Origin of the sequence: Cyanobium sp. Cruz CV13-4-11, assembly GCF_024346055.1 — a bacterium.
Taxonomy (GTDB): domain Bacteria; phylum Cyanobacteriota; class Cyanobacteriia; order PCC-6307; family Cyanobiaceae; genus Cyanobium.
Map to the genome: position 1 here is coordinate 89,297 of NZ_JAGQCH010000010.1, position 18,499 is coordinate 107,795.

General features: G+C 65.1%; 19 protein-coding genes and 1 pseudogene. 10 read left to right on the forward strand and 10 right to left on the reverse strand.

Features of this window, described 5'->3' with window-relative positions:
- Positions 1 to 3: 3 nt before the first annotated feature.
- A complete protein-coding gene (locus tag KBZ12_RS09600; protein ID WP_254957709.1) occupies positions 4 to 378 on the reverse strand; it encodes a nucleotidyltransferase domain-containing protein in 375 nt (124 codons plus the stop codon).
- A gap of 53 nt (positions 379 to 431) precedes the next feature.
- Positions 432 to 1,316 (reverse strand): GIY-YIG nuclease family protein, encoded by an 885-nt coding sequence (locus KBZ12_RS09605; protein WP_254957710.1) that lies wholly within the window; start codon positions 1,314 to 1,316, stop codon positions 432 to 434.
- A gap of 38 nt (positions 1,317 to 1,354) precedes the next feature.
- On the opposite strand from KBZ12_RS09605, the gene KBZ12_RS09610 reads away from it, so the two are divergent.
- The gene (locus KBZ12_RS09610; protein WP_254957711.1) at positions 1,355 to 1,555 is read left to right on the forward strand and encodes a hypothetical protein; all 201 of its coding nucleotides are present in this window, start codon (positions 1,355 to 1,357) and stop codon (positions 1,553 to 1,555) included.
- Positions 1,556 to 1,918: 363 nt separating this feature from the next.
- On the opposite strand, the gene KBZ12_RS09615 is transcribed toward KBZ12_RS09610, so the two are convergent.
- The 4 genes from KBZ12_RS09615 to KBZ12_RS09630 all read right to left on the reverse strand — a co-directional run bounded on the left by KBZ12_RS09615 (position 1,919) and on the right by KBZ12_RS09630 (position 8,122).
- A complete protein-coding gene (locus KBZ12_RS09615) occupies positions 1,919 to 3,679 on the reverse strand; it encodes an ATP-binding protein (protein ID WP_254957712.1) in 1,761 nt (586 codons plus the stop codon).
- Positions 3,679 to 4,899 carry an SIR2 family protein gene (locus tag KBZ12_RS09620; protein ID WP_254957713.1) on the reverse strand — a complete coding sequence of 407 codons (1,221 nt, stop codon included), beginning with the start codon at positions 4,897 to 4,899 and terminating at the stop codon, positions 3,679 to 3,681. The genes KBZ12_RS09615 and KBZ12_RS09620 overlap by 1 nt, the downstream gene beginning before the upstream one ends.
- 93 nt (positions 4,900 to 4,992) lie before the next feature.
- Positions 4,993 to 6,321, reverse strand: coding sequence for a restriction endonuclease subunit S (locus tag KBZ12_RS09625; RefSeq protein WP_254957714.1), 1,329 nt, complete (start codon positions 6,319 to 6,321; stop codon positions 4,993 to 4,995).
- Positions 6,311 to 8,122 (reverse strand): class I SAM-dependent DNA methyltransferase, encoded by a 1,812-nt coding sequence (locus tag KBZ12_RS09630; protein WP_254957715.1) that lies wholly within the window; start codon positions 8,120 to 8,122, stop codon positions 6,311 to 6,313. Before KBZ12_RS09630 ends, KBZ12_RS09625 begins: the two co-directional genes overlap by 11 nt.
- A gap of 142 nt (positions 8,123 to 8,264) precedes the next feature.
- On the opposite strand from KBZ12_RS09630, the gene KBZ12_RS09635 reads away from it, so the two are divergent.
- A complete protein-coding gene (locus tag KBZ12_RS09635; RefSeq protein WP_254957716.1) occupies positions 8,265 to 8,483 on the forward strand; it encodes a DUF433 domain-containing protein in 219 nt (72 codons plus the stop codon).
- The gene (locus tag KBZ12_RS09640) at positions 8,480 to 8,824 is read left to right on the forward strand and encodes a DUF5615 family PIN-like protein (protein ID WP_254957717.1); all 345 of its coding nucleotides are present in this window, start codon (positions 8,480 to 8,482) and stop codon (positions 8,822 to 8,824) included. The genes KBZ12_RS09635 and KBZ12_RS09640 overlap by 4 nt, the downstream gene beginning before the upstream one ends.
- Positions 8,825 to 8,919: 95 nt before the next feature.
- Here KBZ12_RS09640 and KBZ12_RS09645 read toward each other — a convergent pair whose 3' ends face one another.
- Together KBZ12_RS09645 and KBZ12_RS09650 are read right to left on the reverse strand one after the other, a co-directional pair.
- Positions 8,920 to 9,177, reverse strand: a complete 258-nt coding sequence (locus KBZ12_RS09645; protein ID WP_254957718.1) for a type II toxin-antitoxin system PemK/MazF family toxin — start codon at positions 9,175 to 9,177, stop codon at positions 8,920 to 8,922.
- A gap of 12 nt (positions 9,178 to 9,189) precedes the next feature.
- Complete coding sequence (locus KBZ12_RS09650) at positions 9,190 to 9,399, reverse strand: antitoxin MazE family protein (RefSeq protein ID WP_254957719.1); 210 nt, start codon at positions 9,397 to 9,399, stop codon at positions 9,190 to 9,192.
- 100 nt (positions 9,400 to 9,499) lie between these two features.
- On the opposite strand from KBZ12_RS09650, the gene pdxH reads away from it, so the two are divergent.
- The 3 genes from pdxH (at position 9,500) to KBZ12_RS09665 (ending at position 11,993) form a co-directional block, all read left to right on the forward strand.
- On the forward strand, positions 9,500 to 10,183 hold the full coding sequence (gene pdxH, locus KBZ12_RS09655; protein WP_254957734.1) for a pyridoxamine 5'-phosphate oxidase: 684 nt from the start codon (positions 9,500 to 9,502) through the stop codon (positions 10,181 to 10,183).
- Between the two features lie 100 nt (positions 10,184 to 10,283).
- Positions 10,284 to 11,405 (forward strand): rhodanese-like domain-containing protein, encoded by a 1,122-nt coding sequence (locus KBZ12_RS09660; RefSeq protein WP_254957721.1) that lies wholly within the window; start codon positions 10,284 to 10,286, stop codon positions 11,403 to 11,405.
- 57 nt (positions 11,406 to 11,462) lie between these two features.
- Positions 11,463 to 11,993 carry a rhodanese-like domain-containing protein gene (locus tag KBZ12_RS09665; RefSeq protein ID WP_254957722.1) on the forward strand — a complete coding sequence of 177 codons (531 nt, stop codon included), beginning with the start codon at positions 11,463 to 11,465 and terminating at the stop codon, positions 11,991 to 11,993.
- 120 nt (positions 11,994 to 12,113) lie between these two features.
- Here the strand turns inward: KBZ12_RS09665 and KBZ12_RS09670 are convergent.
- A pseudogene (locus KBZ12_RS09670) lies at positions 12,114 to 12,626 on the reverse strand (methyltransferase domain-containing protein); the annotation flags it as partial.
- A 56-nt stretch (positions 12,627 to 12,682) separates the two neighbouring features.
- Here KBZ12_RS09670 and KBZ12_RS09675 point away from each other — a divergent pair.
- The 4 genes from KBZ12_RS09675 to KBZ12_RS18500 are packed head-to-tail and all read left to right on the forward strand — an operon-like array spanning position 12,683 to position 17,692.
- Complete coding sequence (locus KBZ12_RS09675; RefSeq protein WP_254957723.1) at positions 12,683 to 12,910, forward strand: hypothetical protein; 228 nt, start codon at positions 12,683 to 12,685, stop codon at positions 12,908 to 12,910.
- Between the two features lie 58 nt (positions 12,911 to 12,968).
- On the forward strand, positions 12,969 to 13,478 hold the full coding sequence (locus tag KBZ12_RS09680; protein WP_254957724.1) for a DUF3122 domain-containing protein: 510 nt from the start codon (positions 12,969 to 12,971) through the stop codon (positions 13,476 to 13,478).
- 39 nt (positions 13,479 to 13,517) lie between these two features.
- Positions 13,518 to 14,681, forward strand: coding sequence for an exonuclease SbcCD subunit D (locus KBZ12_RS09685; protein ID WP_254957725.1), 1,164 nt, complete (start codon positions 13,518 to 13,520; stop codon positions 14,679 to 14,681).
- Entirely contained in the window at positions 14,678 to 17,692 is a 3,015-nt protein-coding gene (locus KBZ12_RS18500; RefSeq protein ID WP_315859292.1) for an SMC family ATPase, read from the forward strand. The genes KBZ12_RS09685 and KBZ12_RS18500 overlap by 4 nt, the downstream gene beginning before the upstream one ends.
- A gap of 4 nt (positions 17,693 to 17,696) precedes the next feature.
- On the opposite strand, the gene KBZ12_RS09700 is transcribed toward KBZ12_RS18500, so the two are convergent.
- Positions 17,697 to 18,317 (reverse strand): hypothetical protein, encoded by a 621-nt coding sequence (locus tag KBZ12_RS09700; protein ID WP_254957726.1) that lies wholly within the window; start codon positions 18,315 to 18,317, stop codon positions 17,697 to 17,699.
- Positions 18,318 to 18,499 lie beyond the last annotated feature (182 nt).

The window sequence follows — 18,499 nt, forward strand, 5'->3', positions numbered from 1 at the left end:
TGGTCAATCGCCCGCATAGAGCACCCGGCCTTGTGTGCGGGCGGCGAACTCCACCGTGCCCGGCACTTGGGCGCGGGAGTCGTAGAGGGCCTGGCTTGTCACGATCAGGTCGATTGGCATCAGCAGCCCGCGCAGGACACGGCGCAGGCGCAGCATTTCCTGGTAGCGGTCGGCCACCTGGGCTTCCACCACCAGAAGATCAAGGTCGTTGGCAATGCTCAGATCCCCTGTGGCAGCAGAGCCAAAAGCGATCAGGCACGTGGGAGAGGCCGCGGCGACCAACCGGAGCAAGGCTTCCGCGATCTTTTCGGGGGTCACCGCCCAGGGCTTTTGGGGAGCGCCGTCACTCAACATCGGTCTCACCAGGGAGCCCGTCACTGGCCAGACGCTAGATGGGATCAGCCCGGTTGGCAGGTGGGTGGGGTGGGACCTCACGGATCAGCGTCTGCGGAGGCTGCCGCCGCCGCCCGCTCCTGGTGCTCCTTGAGGGTGATCCCGGCGGCATCTTTCCACTCGAGCCGGCCGTTGGCACTGCGGGCGAGCAGCAGCCCCGCCGCCTGGGACGGCGACTTAAACTCGTAGTCCTGGAGCAGCTCCACCTGGTTGTCCTGCCTGGCAAGGACGCCCTGGCGGATGAGTTGCTCCCGGGTACGCATCAGGGCGTCGGGAGAGCTGGCGGTGAAGTCGCGGCGCCCCTTGGCCCCATTGAGAACAGTGAACCCGTTCGGTGACTCGTATCCCCTGCCCTCGGAGTCCGGACCCCTGAGGAAGAAGAGCTTGCTGGGATTGATGGAGGGGAAGCTGGGTGGCTGCTCAAAGGCCCTGAGCCCGAGCACTGGACAGCAGACCAGCACCTCGTCCAGGAAGCCCTCAGCCTCAGCGCGGTCCATCTCGGCCAGGTTGACCGCGTGACCCTGCACCACGTTCTCCAACCGGCAGCGCTTCGCCGCCTGGGCCAGCCCGATCAGCCTGGCCTCCAGGTGCTGGGCATGGGCCTTGTTCAGGTAGCCGTCCTTGGAGGTGAAGGCGTAGGCGGTGGTCCAGAACTCCTTGGCCTGGTGTTGCTCAAGACGCCGTCCGAGGGGGTCCGCCTCACCGATGTAGGCAAGGTCGGCGCCACCGTCCTCAGGGTCGGGACCCGTGAGCACGTACACGCCAGGACGACCGGCCTCCGGGCGCTGGGTGAACTCCTTGAGCTGGGAGCGAGGGATCACGTAGCCGATGCCGCTCCAGTTCGTCTTCTCCACGATGCGCATGCCCTCTGGGAGCCCGGAAGGCACGAACAAGCGCAGGGCGAAAGGGCGGGGATTGGTCATGGGGCGGTCGGCTTGACGGTTGTGTACGCCTGGCGTTCGTGGTTGGGCGTTTTCGGGAAGGCAAGGCTGAGCTGCCGCTGGCGGACGAGCACTTTGAGGTACTGATCCCGGAGGGTGTCGGGCTTCCGATTCACCAGTTCTGCCAGGCAGCGGAGGGTGATGAACCGTTCTTCGCAAAGGTCCAGGACGACATCAATGAGCACCTGGCGATCCAGCTTTCTCTTGATTCGTGGCTCTGATGCCATTGCTTCCAAACGGGAGCGCAAAGCTTCTCAGAGCGGCGCCAGATCATCCACCACAGGAAATGGCAGCTGACCTGCCACCAAGCAACCCTCAAGGTCGCGCTGCTCGGGAAAATTCGGGGAGCTGGCGCTCAAATTCGGGGAGCTGGAGGCCAAGTTCGGGCAGCAGACGACCAAATTCGGGGAGCTGGGCGCCGAAATTCGGGGAGCTGGGCGTCGAAAATCGAGGCGCAGGGCCACAAGCGTCGTCTGGGCTTGAGATGGTGTTCCCAGGCTCCAGATGGAACCCAGGGAGCAAGGCATAGTCCAACACCTGGAAGCAGGCAGGTGATGCAGCTTCTTCAATAGAATGATTGAGGTTCACGGCATGGGGGGATCAAGTTGCCAATGCATTTGATAGTCTGGGCCGTCTGATTTCGGCTGCACCTCGGGAGGGAAGATTTGAATTGTCAGAGGAATCGGAAAATCCGCCCCAATGATTGCAGCTTCGCCCGGCTTCAGGTTTGGGAGAAAAGAGGAAGCTGAACGATCGATTTCTCCACATGCGCGTTCGACCACATCGCGATCGCGTTCATTTGTCAATCGATGAACAACAAGCGTGCCCATCTGACTCAAAACTCCTTCGGTGATATCTCGTGGCCGTTGGGTTGCCAGGCAAATGTTTAAACCATACTTACGCCCTTCCTTGGCAATTAGTTCAAAGGCATCTAGCCTCGCAACGGCATCTTCGCCTCCAATATGCCTTCCAAGAAAGTTGTGGGCTTCATCAACAATAACAACAACTGGTGAGTCAGTGAATGCGCCTGATCTTGCCTTGTTTAGAAGGTGCCTTCCTACAACATTCGCAACGATTTCGCGCGCTTTAAACTCGTATGCCACCCCGCTAAGGCAGACGCGCAGCAGTCGGTTGTCGTTTGTCGCAAAATCGTCAATAGCTACTGTCAAAGCGGGATCAGCAGACATAAACACACACGAGAATGCATTCGAGGTCAGGACCGCGTTAATCCGCGAGACAAGCGATAGGCAGTAGGAGAAGTCACCGGTTTCACCACCCCATTTTGATGGGTCGCTTTGCTTTGTCGTCCAATTTCTGCCATCTGGCCAAACACACTCCTGCTCAATTTGGGCAACGAGCTTCATTACATCGAATTCCTGTCTAGGATCATCGAGCTTCTCGGACACTCCAGTCTTCTGCTCTTCTGCATTAACAGCAGCTTTAAGCTGGTCGATCTTCTTGATAAAACCGTTTGGTGCGATAGCGGGAGCCAGCTTCGCCAAACGCAAGCTACGGATGGCAGCACGCATTTTTGGCCCCTGTACTTTCCCTGCGGGCTCAAATAGCGCAATGAAGTCCGACTCAATAAAGCAAGTCGGTGGAAGTGAACAAGGCAAAGACGCTGTAGCCGTGTAAATTGGAGAGCCAAGGTGAAAGTGGGACACGGATGGTCCCGAGAATCCTCGATACTCACCGGTAGCGTCCAAGAGGATGATCTTGGTTTTGTGTTTCAGACATTCTTCAATGATGCGAGCAGTTGTCCAACTCTTACCACCTCCAGTGGTGCCCAAGATCGCGCAGTGACGCCCGAACAATTTTTCCGGTCGTATCGAAACTGAACTTTCAAGTGCAACATCGATAGAACCTAGGCGGAGTAGCACTTTACTTTCCGGACTTCCCTCCGGCTGCATCAAGCTCGGCAGATCTGCGACGAATTTGTGCGGAGCAGCGTAAACCCGGTCTCCCAATCGAGGGTAGGATTCAACCCCAGCAGTGACGCGCAGCGAATCCATCGCGACCGAACCGAGAAGTTGTATTGTGCCCAAAGCATCGAGGTCCGACACCTTTGAATGGGATGCATCTACAGAGCGTCTTTCTGATTCAGGAAGATGAATCTCAACCACGCGACCGAGCAACAAATTGATCTGGCCTTCAATCAGCACGAACTCCCCGACCTCACCTTTCCCATAACGACCTCCGAGAAAGTGCGCTCCACTGGGTGACCCTGCATCATTCAAATTGAAGCGGACAGCCTGAGCTGCCACGGAGGACAAAACTCCGATGAATAATTCAGGGCGCAGTAATCCCCTTGGGAACGCGTCCTCGATGTTGGATGACCTGCTCATTATGTACTAGCTACGAGTTTGATGTCACGAGTGAGGCGCTGAGCAGGAGTCAAGGATTTAAGATCGGGAATCATCTCTGCAAAATCTCCGAATTTCGCCTTAATGAGCCACACATCTTCGCCTTGCTTGGCCAAGTCAAGCAGAGTACCCCAGTACTTGTTCTGCTCATGTGATTGCAGTGTGAGCGAATCAGCCGATGGATTGACGACAATCAAGCGTAGGTGAGGATTTGTTCTCACAGCTGCAAGAATTGGCTCGGACAAGTGATCGTCGTTGAATCCAAATCCAATAACGATAAGGCAAGTGTTAGGTTCGCGGAGCACTGAGAAATACTGCGAAATTAGCTCAAGGTGTGGCTGAACGTACGACTGCTGATACTTTCCCTTTGCTGGGTAGATCAGGCAAGCAGATTCTGGAGATGGATTCTGCTCCACCACTATTTCCTCTACAGGGTTGCGAGACCAGTTGACCGAGCCGTGAAGCTTATACATGTGGAAGACACCTTCCAGCGGTGTCCCGATTTCGTCGCCAGTAGCCGGTCTACGTACAATGTCATACAAGAAGAAGCGCGGATCAAACTGTCGCGGCTGAGAAAACGAGAAACCGTCGAGCACGACCAACCCTTGCTTTCCCGCAGCAGTTTCAAAACATAAATCGTAGTTCGTCGTGAAAAGTTTCAGACGGGAATCTCGGACGCGACGCCGGGAAAGCCTGTGTAGAAAAGTGCGATGAGCTGCAAGCTGTGTTGCATCCTCTAGGTCGAGAAACTCAGAGCACTTTTCCAGAATCACCCTCTTCGACTCCGTGATGAAGGCTGTCACGTCTGCGCTTGTCTTCACCTGTAAATAGGCCTCACATCGGGAGAGAAGAGCTTCGATGTTCTCTTTCTCACTCGCGACATCGTATCCAGTTTCGGCAATCACATTCGATGCTGTGGCCGAAATTGTTCGTTCATCGTTGTCCGTTCCAGGATTGCTATTCACGCAGTAATCCCATAGATTCCACATCGAAGGTCCTTTCGTGACCGGTCCTAACGACGTTCCACTACCTGCAAGCACAACAACATGCTGCATCTGGAGGGAGGAAAGCAGAAAACTCTTCAGTTCTTCTTTGGCACCTTTCGATGCAGTCAAAATTCTCTGCTCCTCGGATGAGTCGGTGTCCGCTGGAATATCCGGCTTTAACTCCTTCCATGCAGCAGCTTCGGGGTCAAAAAACATGGACTTGCCGGAAGTCGAAACCGCACTAGGTGAGGCAGGCGGTTGTAGTGATGGCGACGAAGCTGATGCAGTTGGTTTTCTCATGGGTTTGTCTCAGTTAATGCTCAACTCTCCGCTCAGCAGCTTCGGCAGCAGCGTGTCGCGAAGAGTTGCGAGGGTGCGGGATTGCTTCGCGTTGGAGAGGATTCGGGTCACCAGCGGCGCGGCTTGTTTCGTAAACGCTTCGAGGATGGGATGCGGTGGAACCAGCACGCCAAGCGAACGAACGGCGGTTGAGTTCAGCCCGGGGATGGCGACGCCAGTTCCTTTGATTCTCATTTCGGCGAAGGCGAACTCTGAGGTCATCCAAAAGTAGAGATACTCTTGACTGAGGTGCTCGTTGGTTCGCAGTCGATAGACGTGCTCGTTGATGCTGCATTTCTCAAATGGGAATCCGTCGCCGAACATACTCACGTGTGGCTCGTATTCGCCGGGGCGTCCGCCGTCTTTGTAAAGCAGCACGTCGTGGCTCTCGATGTGGCCCTTCTTCATTCCTTGGTAGAACTCGACCGGCACGAACTTCGTCTTGCCAAAGTCGAACATGCCGACGCTCACGATGCTCTCTGCCCCGATGCTGGGGACACCACTCGTGATTCCACCAACTCCACCCTTTGGTCGACCGCCTGTTTCCAACACAGCAAGCACGTTGTCGAGCGTAGTGACTTGCCAACCGTTTGGTTTCTTGCCGAGAGGTGAGTCTTCCACGTGTTCAGGGAAAAGGGCGGCTGTGGCTGGATCGAGCCCAAGGGGCTGCCGCCCATCAAGCTTGGCCCGAACAGGCTCGAAATCCACGAACCAGTTCTGGAACAGCGCCCGCGCCATCGCCTCCAGCGTCGCGTTCATCCGCCGGTTCAACTCGATCTTGTCGTCCAGCGCCCCGAGTAACTCGGCGATTGCTTTTTGCTCTGCGAGGGGTGGGAGTAGAAATTTGAAGTCCTTGATTTGCTTCCCACTGATATGAGGAACAGCAGTGCCAGTAGTTATGGCGTGGATGTGCTGGGTGAACTCCCGACTGCCGATGATGTAGCGGAGAAATTTGGTTTCAAGATTTGGGCCGCCCCGAAGTCTCGCGGTTCGCTGAACAAGCAGACACGGGAGGTCATGCTTGGAAATGGTTGCATACTTGAGTCCAGCCTCAATCCAAGGTCGATCCATCGCCAGAACAACGTCATTTTCACTAAGCTCATACATAGAGTATTGGCCACGCTCAGAGATAGGCCATCTCTTGACGCCATCCCATCGCATTGCGCCTTGAACAATGTTGTCACCACGAACAAGAGGGATGCTATCGGGCGAATCGGTGTAGCGTTCGCTTTTGAAGGGGAAGCCCGTTAGTAAATCTGCTTCGGCGCCGAGCGTTGTTTCCTCCCATTCACCCGCCATAACCCAGCCCCCGTAGATTGGCTTTGATGGCCCGCTCCAGTTCTGCGGACTCCGTAAACTGAGCCTCCAGCTCAGCCACCAGCCGCGGCATCTTCTCCTCAAACGGCTCACCGTCGTCGTCGACCTCCTCCGCCCCCACGTACCGCCCTGCCGTGAGCACGTGGCCATGGGTAGCGATCTCGGCAGTGGTGGCGGACTTACAGAAGCCCGGCACATTTTCGTAGTCGTCCGCGCCGTTCACTCCCCGCCAGCGGTGATAGGTGCCGCTGATCTTCGCCAAGTCGGCCTCCAGCAGCTCCCGGTGCACCCGATCGATTAGGGTGCCGAGCTTGCGGGCATCGATGAACAGCGTGTGCCCGCGCCGATCGCGGAAGCCCCGTTGGCCATCGGCGGCCTTGCTCTTGGCCAGGAACCACAGACACACCGGGATCTGGGTGCTGTAGAAGAGCTGGCCCGGTAGGGCCACCATGCAGTCCACTAGGTCCGCCTCGATCAGGGCGCGGCGGATCTCTCCTTCACCGCTCTGATTGGAACTCATGCTCCCATTGGCGAGCACGAAGCCGGCCATACCCTGCGGCGCCAGGTGGTGGATGAAGTGCTGCACCCAGGCGAAGTTGGCATTGCCCTTGGGCGGCACGCCGTACTGCCAGCGCACGTCGTCGTCCTTGCGGAACCAGTCGGAGTCGTTGAAGGGCGGGTTGGCGAGCACATAATCCGCCCGCAGATCCGGATGCAGGTCACGGCGGAAGCTGTCGGCGTGCTCGGGGCCGAAGTCGGCCTCGATGCCACGCAGGGCCAGGTTCATCACCGCCAGGCGGCGGGTAGTGGCGTTGCTCTCCTGGCCATAGATCGAAATATCGCCCAGCTTGCCGCCGTGGCTTTCCACAAACTTCTCGCTCTGCACGAACATGCCGCCGGAGCCGCAGCAGGGGTCGTAGATTCGGCCCCTGTAGGGCTCCAGCATCTCCACCAGGCAGCGCACCACACAGCTCGGCGTGTAGAACTGGCCGCCGTTCTTGCCCTCGGCTGAGGCAAAGCGGGTGAGGAAGTATTCGTACACCCGGCCCAGCAGATCCACCGATCGATGGGTCTGCTCGCCCTCGCTGGCGGCGGTGAGTTCAATCGTGGCGATCACATCGATCAGTTCCCCCAGACGCTGCTTGTCGAGGCCCGGACGGGCGTAGTCCTTCGGCAGCACGCCCTTGAGGCGCGGGTTGTCACGCTCGATCGCCACCATGGCGTCGTCCACCAGCTTGCCGATCGTGGCCTCCCTGGCATGGGCCTGCAGGTGGCTCCAGCGCGCCTCGGCCGGCACCCAGAATACGTTCTCGGCCTTGTATTCGTCGGGGTCTTCCGGGTCGGCTCCCTCGTAGTCGCCAACGCCTGCCAGCAGCTTGGCGCGGTGCTCTTCGAAGCTGTCGGAGATGTATTTGAGGAAGATCAGGCCGAGCACCACGTGCTTGTACTCGGCCGCGTCCATGTTGTTGCGCAGCTTGTCGGCCGTGAGCCAGAGCTTGGCCTCAAAGCCCAGGTTGGCGGTGCCGTTGCCGGCGGCTTTTCCTTTGCGGCCGTTACTGGCCGGTGCCGCCGCTTGGGACACCGGCTCGGCGCCCACCAGAGAAACGCTGTCGCTGCGGCCCCGGCCGCGCACCACGATCCCTTTGGCCACCAGTTCCGCCTTCACCTCCTCGTAGAGGGTCTCCTCCCAGCCGAGTGCTTCCCGCAGGGTCGAGTTCCTGGCGGGGCTGCCGGCCTTTCCCAGGGCTTCGAGGAAGTCGTTCAGCTGATCCGGATCGGGCACTGGTGGATCAGGTCAGTCGTCGCTGGAGGGAGTCTGCCTGGACTGGGGACCGTTTGGGGTACGGGCAGACACGACCAAGGTTGTGCAGGGCAGGTAGCCCAGGTGTTGCGCTCTGTCCAAGAGGGGCGCCTAACCTGGCCTGATGACCTCCTCCCGGATCACCCACAACCCCGCGCAATGCGGTGGCAAGCCCTGCATCCGGGGTATGCGCATCCGCGTGAGTGATGTGCTCGACCTCTACGCCGCCGGCCTCAGCAGCGAGCAGATCCTCGCCGAGCTCCCCGATCTTGAAGCTGAGGATCTCCCAGCAGCCCTGAGCTACGCGGCGCGTGAAGTCGATCATCCCGTGCTGGTGGCGTGATTCTCTGGCTCGACGCGCAGCTGTCACCAGCGCTCTCCAAGTGGATCAGCAGCAGCTTCCCCGGCATCCAGACGTTCCCGGTCAGAGATCTGGGCCTGCGAGATGCCGAGGATCGGCAGATCTTCCTGAAGGCGAAGGAGGCAGGAGCTGTAGTGATGACCAAGGACAGGGATTTCCTCAACCTTCTCGCTCAGCAAGGCCCACCTCCCCAGGTGATCTGGCTTCGGGTCGGGAATACGTCCAACGTCTCGCTCCAGCGGATCCTGCTGCGCCACCTCAATCAAGCGATGGCCAGCCTCAGCGAAACTGAGCCCTGGGTGGAGATTCGTTCAACTCCTTGAGCTGAGCTGTACGCCGCCCTCAGAGCAACAGCGAGTGCACAAAGGCCGGCAGCAACTGGATTGGGTTCTCAGTGATGACGCCTTCACCTGGGCGATCAGCGGGCCAGGCCGAGGAAGACCAGGATGGAGCGATTCATCCGCACCAGAAGCGGGTCATCGAGGATCCCGATCCTTCGACCCAGCCGTGCGCGGGGCACGGTGGTGAGCTTGTCCACCATCAGGCAACTGGAGACGGCCAGACCATTGTTGGGTGAGGGTTCCACCGGGATTCGGAACAGGGGGAGGTCCGTGGTCTGGCTCGTGAGCGGACAGATCGTCACCGAATCCCTGGCGTCGAAAGCATCGTCCTGCACGATCGCCGCGATTCATTCCTGAGCCTGATCCGGCCACACGGAGATGGCGTCCACGAAGGCCTGGTCTTCGGCCTCCAGGGGTCCGGCATTGGCCAGAAGGCTCTGGCGACGGGCCTCGGAGGCGAACCGGGGTGAGCGCACGTCGGGCACCCAGATCTGGATCGGCCTCAACCCCTGGGAACGCAGCCGCTGGTGGGCGTCGCCGTCCGTCGCTGGATCCATGGACTCCCACCTGCAGTGGCAGGTAGCACGATAGGAGGGCTGACCCATGGCGCCGCAGGCCCCAGGCTGGGGCAAGCACGACGCCGCGCGACGGCTGGCCATGGGCGATCCAGCCACCCCCACCGATCCCGCCCAGCTGCGCCGCGACTACCGGCGCCAGGCGCTGCGGCGGGGGGATCTGGCGGCCGATCCTGTGGCGCAGTTCCGCCGCTGGTTCGATCAGGCGGTGGCGGCCGAGCTGGACGAGCCCAACGCCATGGTGCTGGGCACCAGCGATGGTGTGCGCCCCAGCGCCCGCACCGTGTTGCTCAAGGCCTTCGACGGGCGGGGCTTTGTGTTCTTCACCCACTACGAAAGCCGCAAGGCCAGCGAGATCGGCGCCCATCCGGAGGTGAGCCTGCTGTTTCCCTGGTACGGGCTGGAGCGGCAGGTGGCCATCCTGGGCCGGGCCGAGCGGATCAGCGCCGCCGAATCGCTGGCCTACTTCCTCTCGCGGCCGGTCGGCAGCCGGCTGGGGGCCTGGGTGTCGCAGCAGAGCGCCGTGATCAGCTCCCGCTCGATCCTGGAGATGCAGTGGGACGCCATGAAACGCCGCTTCGCCGATGGCGAAGTGCCGCTGCCACCGGCCTGGGGCGGCCTGCGGGTGGTGCCGTTCGAGTTCGAGTTCTGGCAGGGCCGCAGCAACCGCCTGCACGATCGCTTCCGCTACCGGCCTGCCGACCCCATCGCACCCGGCGAGGAAGCGGGCGCCCCGGCCTGGACCATCGAGCGGCTGGCGCCCTGAGGCGCGGAGCACGGCCGCCGGCGATCTGCAGATGCGCCGCAGAATCACCCGCCTTCCCTGCTATGCGGCTATAGTCATAACACTTGATGCCTGAGCACCGATGGCCGTCGCCCCAGCGCCTTCCCTCTGCCTCGCCGCCGCCGCCGGGGGTGCCCCACTGCTGTTCCGCCAGCTGTTCGATGCCGACACCGGCACCTTCACCTACCTGCTGGTGGATGTGGCCAGCCGCCAGGCCCTGCTGGTCGATTCGGTCTTCGAGCAGCACGACCGCGACCTGGCGCTGATCCGGGAACTGGGCCTCGAGCTGGTGGCGTCGATCGACACCCACGCCCATGCCGACCACGTGACTGGCAGCTGGCTGATGCACGAGGCCACCGGCTGTGCCATCGGCCTGGCCGCCTGCGTCGGCGCCGAGAACGTCACCCGTCCCCTGAAGCACGGCGATCGCGTCCTCTTCGGCGGCCGCCACGTGGAGGTGCGCGCCACCCCCGGCCACACCGACGGCTGCCTCACCTTCGTGCTCGACGACCACACGATGGCCTTCACCGGCGACGCCTTGCTGGTGCGCGGCTGCGGCCGCTGCGACTTCCAGCAGGGCGACGCCCACACCCTCTGGGCCTCGATCACCGGCCAGATCCTCACCCTCCCCGATCACTGCCTGCTGTACCCCGGCCACGACTACACCGGCCGCCATGTCACCTCCGTCACCGAGGAGAAGGCCTTCAACGCCCGCCTCGGCGGCAACGCCACCGAGCGGGACTTCGTGGGCCACATGGAGAACATGCGGCTGCCCCATCCCCACCGGATCGCCCAGGCCCTGCCCGGCAACATGCGCTCCGGCAAGCCCCGCGAGGCCAGCGCCGCGCCGGCCTGGGCACCGATGGCGCGCAGCTACGCCGGACTGCCCGAACTCAGCCCCGCCTGGGTGGCCGCCCACCGCGGCGACGTCACCGTGCTCGATGTGCGCTCCGCCGAGGAGTTCGCCGGGCCCGACGGGCATGTGGGCGGCAGCCTGCTGATCCCCCTGCCGGAACTGGAGAGCCGCTCAGCCGAGATCCCCGCCGGTCGCCCGCTGGTGGTGGTCTGCCATTCGGGCAGCCGCTCGGCCCTCGCCACCCAGCAGCTGCTCAAGGCCGGCCGCCTGCAGGTGGCCAACCTCCACGGCGGCCTGAGCCGCTGGGCCGCCGAGGGCTTCCCCCTGGACGGGGTCGTGCAGGCCTGAAGTGCTTGCCATGTGAATTCCATCCCACTCCTTCCTCCCTCCATGACCCCCACAACCATGACCAGCACACCTGTGACCACCCCCAGCCGCCTGGGCGCCCACGACCTGGCCGAACGGCTGGCCTCCGGTGAGGTCAGCGTGATCGATGTGCGCGAACCGATGGAGTACGCCACCGGCCACATCGCCGGCAGCCTCAACGTCCCCCTCTCCCGCCTGGCCCAGGCCGACCTGCCCCGCGGCCCGCTGGTGCTGGTCTGCCAGAGCGGCAACCGCAGCGGCAAGGGACTGTCCCAGCTGCTGCAACTGGGCCATCCCCACCCCGTCGCCGACCTGCTCGGTGGCCTACCCGCCTGGCAGCAGGCCGGCTTCCCGGTGCACCAGCTCAAGGGGGCGCCGCTGCCGCTGATGCGCCAGGTGCAGATCGTCGCCGGCAGCCTGGTGCTGCTGGGGGTGATCCTCAGCCAGGTGGTGGCCCCGGGCTGGATCTGGCTGAGCGGCTTCGTGGGGGCCGGGCTCACCTTCGCGGGCATCTCCGGCTTCTGCGGCATGGCCCGCCTGCTGGCCGTAATGCCCTGGAACAGGGTGTAGCGGCCGGCGCCACAGGCCGATCCATTCGTCCTGGCGCTGGTCCACCGAACCGCTGGCCGGCTCCCAGAGCTCGGCCACCAGCCCCGCCCGGGCCAGCTGGGCGGCCACCACCTCGGGGTCACTGCCCCAGGGCGGACCGCCCGGGTTGCCGTGGCACCAGAACAGCCCCAGCAGCCAGCCCCCCGGCGCCAGCAGCCGACGGACGGTGGCGATGTAAGCGTCGCGGCGGCCCGGATCGATGGCGCAGAAGCAGGTGTGCTCCACGATCCCGCTGAGGCTTCCGGGCGCCAGGCCCGCCGCCTCCAGGGCCTGCTGGTCAAACAGGTCGGCCTGCAGCCAGCGCAGAGCGGCCCGATCCGGGCCGTGCAGGGAGCGGGCTTCGGCCAAGGCCTCGCCGCTGAAATCCAGGCCGATGGCGCTGAAGCCAAGCTGCTCGAGCAGGGCGGCCTCATGGCCGCGGCCGCAGCCCGGCACCAGCACCGTCCCCGGCGGCCGGGGAGCGAGGGGATGGCTACGCAGGAACCGCTCCAGCGGCGGAGCCGGCCGGCCCAGTTCCCAGCCGTCGGCGCCCTGCCGGTAGCGCTGGTCCCAGTGGCCTGGCTCAGCGGTGGCTGCCGGTGTGGAGGGGTTCATGGCTTCAGCATGGCCCGCTGCCTCGCAGCGGGAGGGCAGAGCGCGGCCAGCCAATGATGCCCTCCGATGAAGTCGGCGCTGCACGGATGCCGCAGGCGGGACTGAGTCTGCTGCAGATTGCCTATCTTTCCGGGGGCAAAGAGACCCTTGGCAAGAAGCAGATGCTCAGGCTCTCACTGGGAATGGGGAGGGATTATTTGCGCTTACCGAGGATACTGACGAAGACAACCTTCTCACACGTTGGATATCCGCCTGCGCCGCATCAGGCGATCTTATTAGGTTGAAAATGTCCCCGCAGAGAACCACACGCCAATGAAAAGAATCCTTGCTTTTTTCACCTCCATGGTGATGACGCCCTGGCATCGCCTCGCCGACATCGGCCGTTCAGGGATCGTGGCGGTCGGGCTGTTCGTCCTGGCCTCGCTGCTGTCGCCACCCGCCGCCACGGCCGCCGAAACCGATGGCAACTGGAACCTGGATGACGGCGCGGGGCACCGCCTCGGCGTCATGCTCTACGAACGCTCCGACATCAACGCGGCCACGGGTCTGCGTCTACGGCTGAATGCGGAGTCCCCCAAGCTGAGCCTGGACCATGCCCGCCCCCTGCTGCTCAGTGATGGCAAGGATCAGGACTGGAGTCTCGCCAACCTCAGCAAAGAGCTCACGGCCTCTGCCGGTGGTGCGATCCCGGCCACGTCCTCCCAGTTCGACGCCGGCAGCCTTGAGCCGACCCCTGCCGATGGCCTGCCCCTGAGGATCACGGTGCCGAGTTCCGCCGGCGATCTGAACTTTGCCCTCTCGCCGGGCCAGGTCCAGACCCTCCACTCCCTGACGGCCGCCAGCACCAACTGACGACCGCCTGGGCGCCGCTGGCCTCGGTACCTTGTTCCCATGCGCCTGCTGCACACCTCCGACTGGCATCTGGGCCGCAGTTTTCACGGCGCCTCGCTGCTGGAGGAGCAGGCGGCGGCGATCGAGCGGATCGCCGAACTGGCGCGTGAGCAGGCCGTCGATGCGGTGCTGATCGCCGGCGACCTCTACGACCGGGCCATCCCGCCGGCTGAGGCGGTGGACCTATTCAACCGGGCCCTGGCCATGCTCAGTGCCGGCGGCACCGCCGTGGTGGCCATCGCCGGCAACCACGATTCCCATGTGCGGGTGTCGGTGTACGACCCGCTGCTCTCGGCCTTCGGCGTCACGGTGCGGGGCGATGTGGGCCGGGCCACCGAGCCGGTGCTGGTGACACCCAGGGGCGGTGGCGCGCCGGTGGCCATCTATCCCCTGCCCTACCTGGAGCCGGCGGTGGTGGGGCCGGCCCTGGCCGGGGGGCCGGTGCGCTTGCGCCATGAGGAGGTGACCCGGCTGGCCATCGAGCGGATCCACGCCGACCGCCGCGAACGGCCGCCCCACCGTTCGGTGCTGGTGGCCCACACCTTCGTGGCCGGCGGGGAGACGTCGGAGTCGGAGCGGGAGCTCACCATCGGCAACGTCGACCGGGTGAGCGTGGCGGCCTTCGCGGGCTTCGATTACGTGGCCCTGGGCCACCTGCACGCCTCCCAGCAGCTGGACGGCCCCCGGGTGGCGTATTCGGGCACCCCCCTGGCCTACTCCTTCTCCGAGGAGCGGCACGTCAAGTCGGTGCGGATCGTGGAGCTGGCCGCCGACGGCACCCCCACCGTGCAAGTGGTGCCCCTGGGGGTGGGCCGGCCCCTGTGCACCCTGCGGGGCCCCATCGAGGAGCTCTGCGGCGACCCCCTCCACGCCGCCGCCAGCGAGGCGCGGGTGCGGGCGATCCTCACCGACGACACCCTGCCGCTCCAGGCCATGGCCCGCCTGCGGGCCCGCTTCCCCCACATCGCCGAGCTGCGCCACGAGCCCCCGGAGCTGGCCCGCGCCGGCGGCGCCGAGCGCCACCGCCAGGTGCGCCAGGCCCGTTCGCCGCTGCAGCTGGCCACCGCTTTCTTCACCGACCAGCAGGGCCAGCCGCCCGGCGAGCCGGAGGCCGAACTGCTGCGGGCGGCCCTGGCGGCGGCGGAACGGGGAGGGGAGCGGTGAAGCCCCACCGCCTCTCGATCGAGGCCTTCGGGCCCTATGCCGATCCGGTGGCGATCGACTTCGACGCCCTGGCCGCCGAGGGGCTGTTCCTGATCCACGGCACCACCGGCGCCGGCAAGACCTTCCTGCTCGATGCTCTCTGCTTCGCCCTCTACGGCGAGGTATCCGGCGACCGCAGCGTCAAGGGCCTGCGCTCCGACCATGCCGCCCCCTCCGCCGTGCCGAGGGTGAGCCTGGAGTTCTCCAGCGGCGGCGCCCGCTACCGGGTGGAGCGCAGCCCCGCCCACACCGCGCCCAAGGCCCGCGGCCAGGGCACCACCGAGAAGGCGTCCCAGGCGGTCCTGTTCCGCCTGGACGCCGGGGCACCGGACCAGGCCGTGGCGGCAAAGACCACCGAGGTGACCCGCGAGGTGGAACACCTGGTGGGGCTCAATGCCGCCCAGTTCCGCCAGGTGATCCTGCTGCCCCAGGGGCGCTTCGCCGAGGTGCTGCGGGCCAAGGCCGAGGAGCGCGAAGCCCTGCTCAAAACCCTCTTCGACACGGTGATCTACGAGCGGGCCGGCTGGTGGCTCGAAGACCAGGCCCGCGCGGCGCGGAACCTGGCGCTGGACCAGGCCCGGGAGCAGGAGGTGCTGCGGCGCCGGGCGGCCGACGCCTGGGCCCCCCACGCCCCCGAACCGCCCGAGCCACCCGCCGACCAGGCCGGCCTCGAGATGCTGGTGGAGCAGATCGGCGGGGTGGTGCGGGGCACCGAAGCCGCCCTGCGGTCGGCCGTCACCAGCCTGACGGCGGCCCAGGCGGCCCAGGCGGCTCTCACGGCGCAGGCGGAGCGCTGGGACCGGCGCGCCGCCGCCAGCGCCCGGCTGGGTGAACTGGACGCCAAACGGGAGACGGTGGCGGAGTACCGCCAGAAGCTGGAGCTGGCGGAGCGGGCCGAAACCTTGCGCCCCAGCCTGGTGGCCGAACAGGAAGCGCGCCAGGAGATGGTGCGGGTGGAGCGGGGGCTGCAGGCCCAGCTGCGCTCAGCACTCCAGGCCAGGGACGGGGCGCGGGCGCTGCCGGTCTCCGTGGATCGGCTCGACCTGACGGCCCTGCCCAGCGCCGAAGATCTCGCCGCGGCCGGCGCCGACCTGGCCGCCCGGGGGGCCGAGGTTCGCGAGCTGGCCCGCAAGGCCGAAGAAGCCGCCCAGGCCGGGGGGGCGGCGGCCGCCGCCAGCCAGCGGGCTGGCGAGGCCGAGGCCGGGCGGGCCGCCGCCGTCGGCCAGCAGGAGCGGCTGGCGTCGGAACAGGAGCGGGAGCTGGCGCTGCTCAGCCAGGCCCGCAGCGCCCGCGACCAGCTCGAGGGCCTGCAGCGGGCCGCCCGGGAGGCCGATGGCCGCGCCGTGGCCGCCGAAGCCATCGTCCCGGCCCAGGAACGGTGCAGGGCGGCCGAGGCCGCCAGGAACGGCGCCGATCGTCAGGTCAACACGGCGGCCGCCGGCCTCAACGACCTGCGGCGGCGCCAGATCGAGGGCATGGCCGCCCGGCTGGCCGGCGGTCTGGACGCCGGCGCCCCCTGCCCGGTCTGCGGCGCCACGGCCCACCCGGCGCCGGCCCGGCCCTCCGCTGACGCGGTGGACGACGGAGCGATCGCCGCCGCGGAACGGACCCTGGCCGCGGCCACCCAGGCAGCGCAGGCGGCCGCAGTGGCCCTGGCCAACGCCCAGGCCGCCCTCGCCGCCGTGCTGGAGAAGGCGGGGGACGGCCCCGATCCGCTCGCCGCCCGCCAGGCCGCCGGCAGCGCCGCTGCGGCCCAGCTGGCGGCCCAGGCCCTGGCCGACGGTCTGCCGTCACTGGAGCAGCGAACGGCAGATCGGGAGCAGCAACGCCAGCAGCTGGCCAAGGCCATCGAGGCGGCCGCCACGGCCATCGCCCTGGAGCGCCGGGCCGCCGCCGAGGCCAGCCAGCGGCAGCGGACCCTGGCGGAGCAGGTGGCGCGGGAGCTGGGGGAGGGGCTGGAGCCGGGTGCGGTGCTGCGGGCCTTCGGGCCCTTGGAGGCCGCCCTCAAGGTCCTGGTGGCCGGGGCCGGTGCCCACACCCGCGCCACCAGCGAGCTGGAACAGGCGGCCCGGCGGCTGGGCCAGGAACTGGCCGTCTCACCGTTCGCCACGGCGGCGGACGCCGAGGCGGCCCTGCAGGAGGAGAGCTGGCGCCTGAAGCTGGTGGAGCGGATCGCGGCCTACGAGGCGGCGGTGATCGAGCAGCGCAACCTCCTGGCCGCCCCCGATCTGGCCGATCTGCCGGAGCAGCGCCCCGACACCGCCGCCGCCGGCGAGGCCGTGACCCGCGCCGATGCGGCCCGCACCCGGGCCGTGGAGCGCCACAGCGAAGCCCGGGCCGCCCAGCGGGAGATCACCCGCCTCACCGCGGAACACCGGGCCGGCGCCGGCGATCTGGCGGAGAAGCAGGAGCGGGCCGAGCGCCTGGGCGCCGTCGCCAACCGCTGCCAGGGCAAGGCGGCCCCCTACATCTCCCTGCAGCGCTGGGTGCTCTCGGCCTACCTCGCCGACATCTGCGGCTACGCCAACCAGCGGCTCACCCTGATGACCTCCGGCCGCTACCAGCTGCGGCTCACCGACGAGGGCGGCCACGGCGGTCGCAACGCCGGCCTGGGTCTGCGGGTGCTGGATGCCTACACCGGCGAGGAGCGGGAGGTGAGCAGCCTCTCCGGCGGCGAAACCTTCCAGGCCTCCCTGGCCCTGGCCCTGGGCGTGGCCGACACGGTGCAGGCCCACGCCGGCGGCGTGCCCCTGGAGGCCCTGTTCATCGACGAGGGCTTCGGCAGCCTTGATCCCGACAACCTGCAGCTGGCCATGGACGAACTCGACCGGCTGCGGGAGGGGGGCCGCCTGATCGGCCTGATCAGCCACGTCGGCGCCCTGCGCGAGCGCATCCGCGGCGGCATCGAGGTGATTGCGGGCGAGCGCGGCTCGAGCCTGCGGGTGGATAACGGCGCCTGGAGCAACGCCTGAGGGCTCAGGGCTTGCCTGAGGCGGTGTCTACGGGCGATAAGGCGGCCGCCTCATCGGCGCTGAGCAGGTTCAATGTCGTGAAGGCAATGGCATCGACCAGGAGATGACCAACCACGACGGATCCAATGCCTTGGGGAAGGACAACCATGGCAACAGCAAACAAGAACACGAACTTTGGCGCACAGGCTCTGATCGAATACTCCGGAAGGTGAACAGCGGCAAACGCCGCCGCAGCCACACCAGCGGTGAGGGGCGTGATCCCAACCCATAGAAGGGGAACAAAGAAGATGCCGTCCTCCCCAGGGATCAGCAGAGCCAGACGCAGGGGATGGCGCTTGATGGCGCTGGCCATCTGCTCACTCATCCCTTGACTGGCCGTCTGCTGAGTCCCGGAGGCCCAATCGACGGCTGGATAGATGACCACAACGAAGGCGAAACCAACGCTGAAAACGATGGCGAGATACATCGCCACCAAGCCAGGCTCGACAGTGAAGGAGTTCCGAATGATGTGGAAAGCGAGAAGTCCGGTGCCGACAACCTTCAAGCCAGTGCGAGTCGTGTCCCAGCTCCGCCACGACATACGCTTCAATGCATCATCAAGCCAATCGATCAGCTCCTCATTCACCCCTGATCGACCCTGAGATTTCAGGCTTACAAGAATGTCCCTACTCTTTCTTAGGTAGGGCTTGCTGAAATTTCCCAAGTCACGCCAGGTCGTACTGCAGCTCTTACAGCATGAGCGTTGGTATGAGGGACGACTAGAACTTCAGATAGCAACTAATTGCAGGCAAGACGCTTCACATGCCG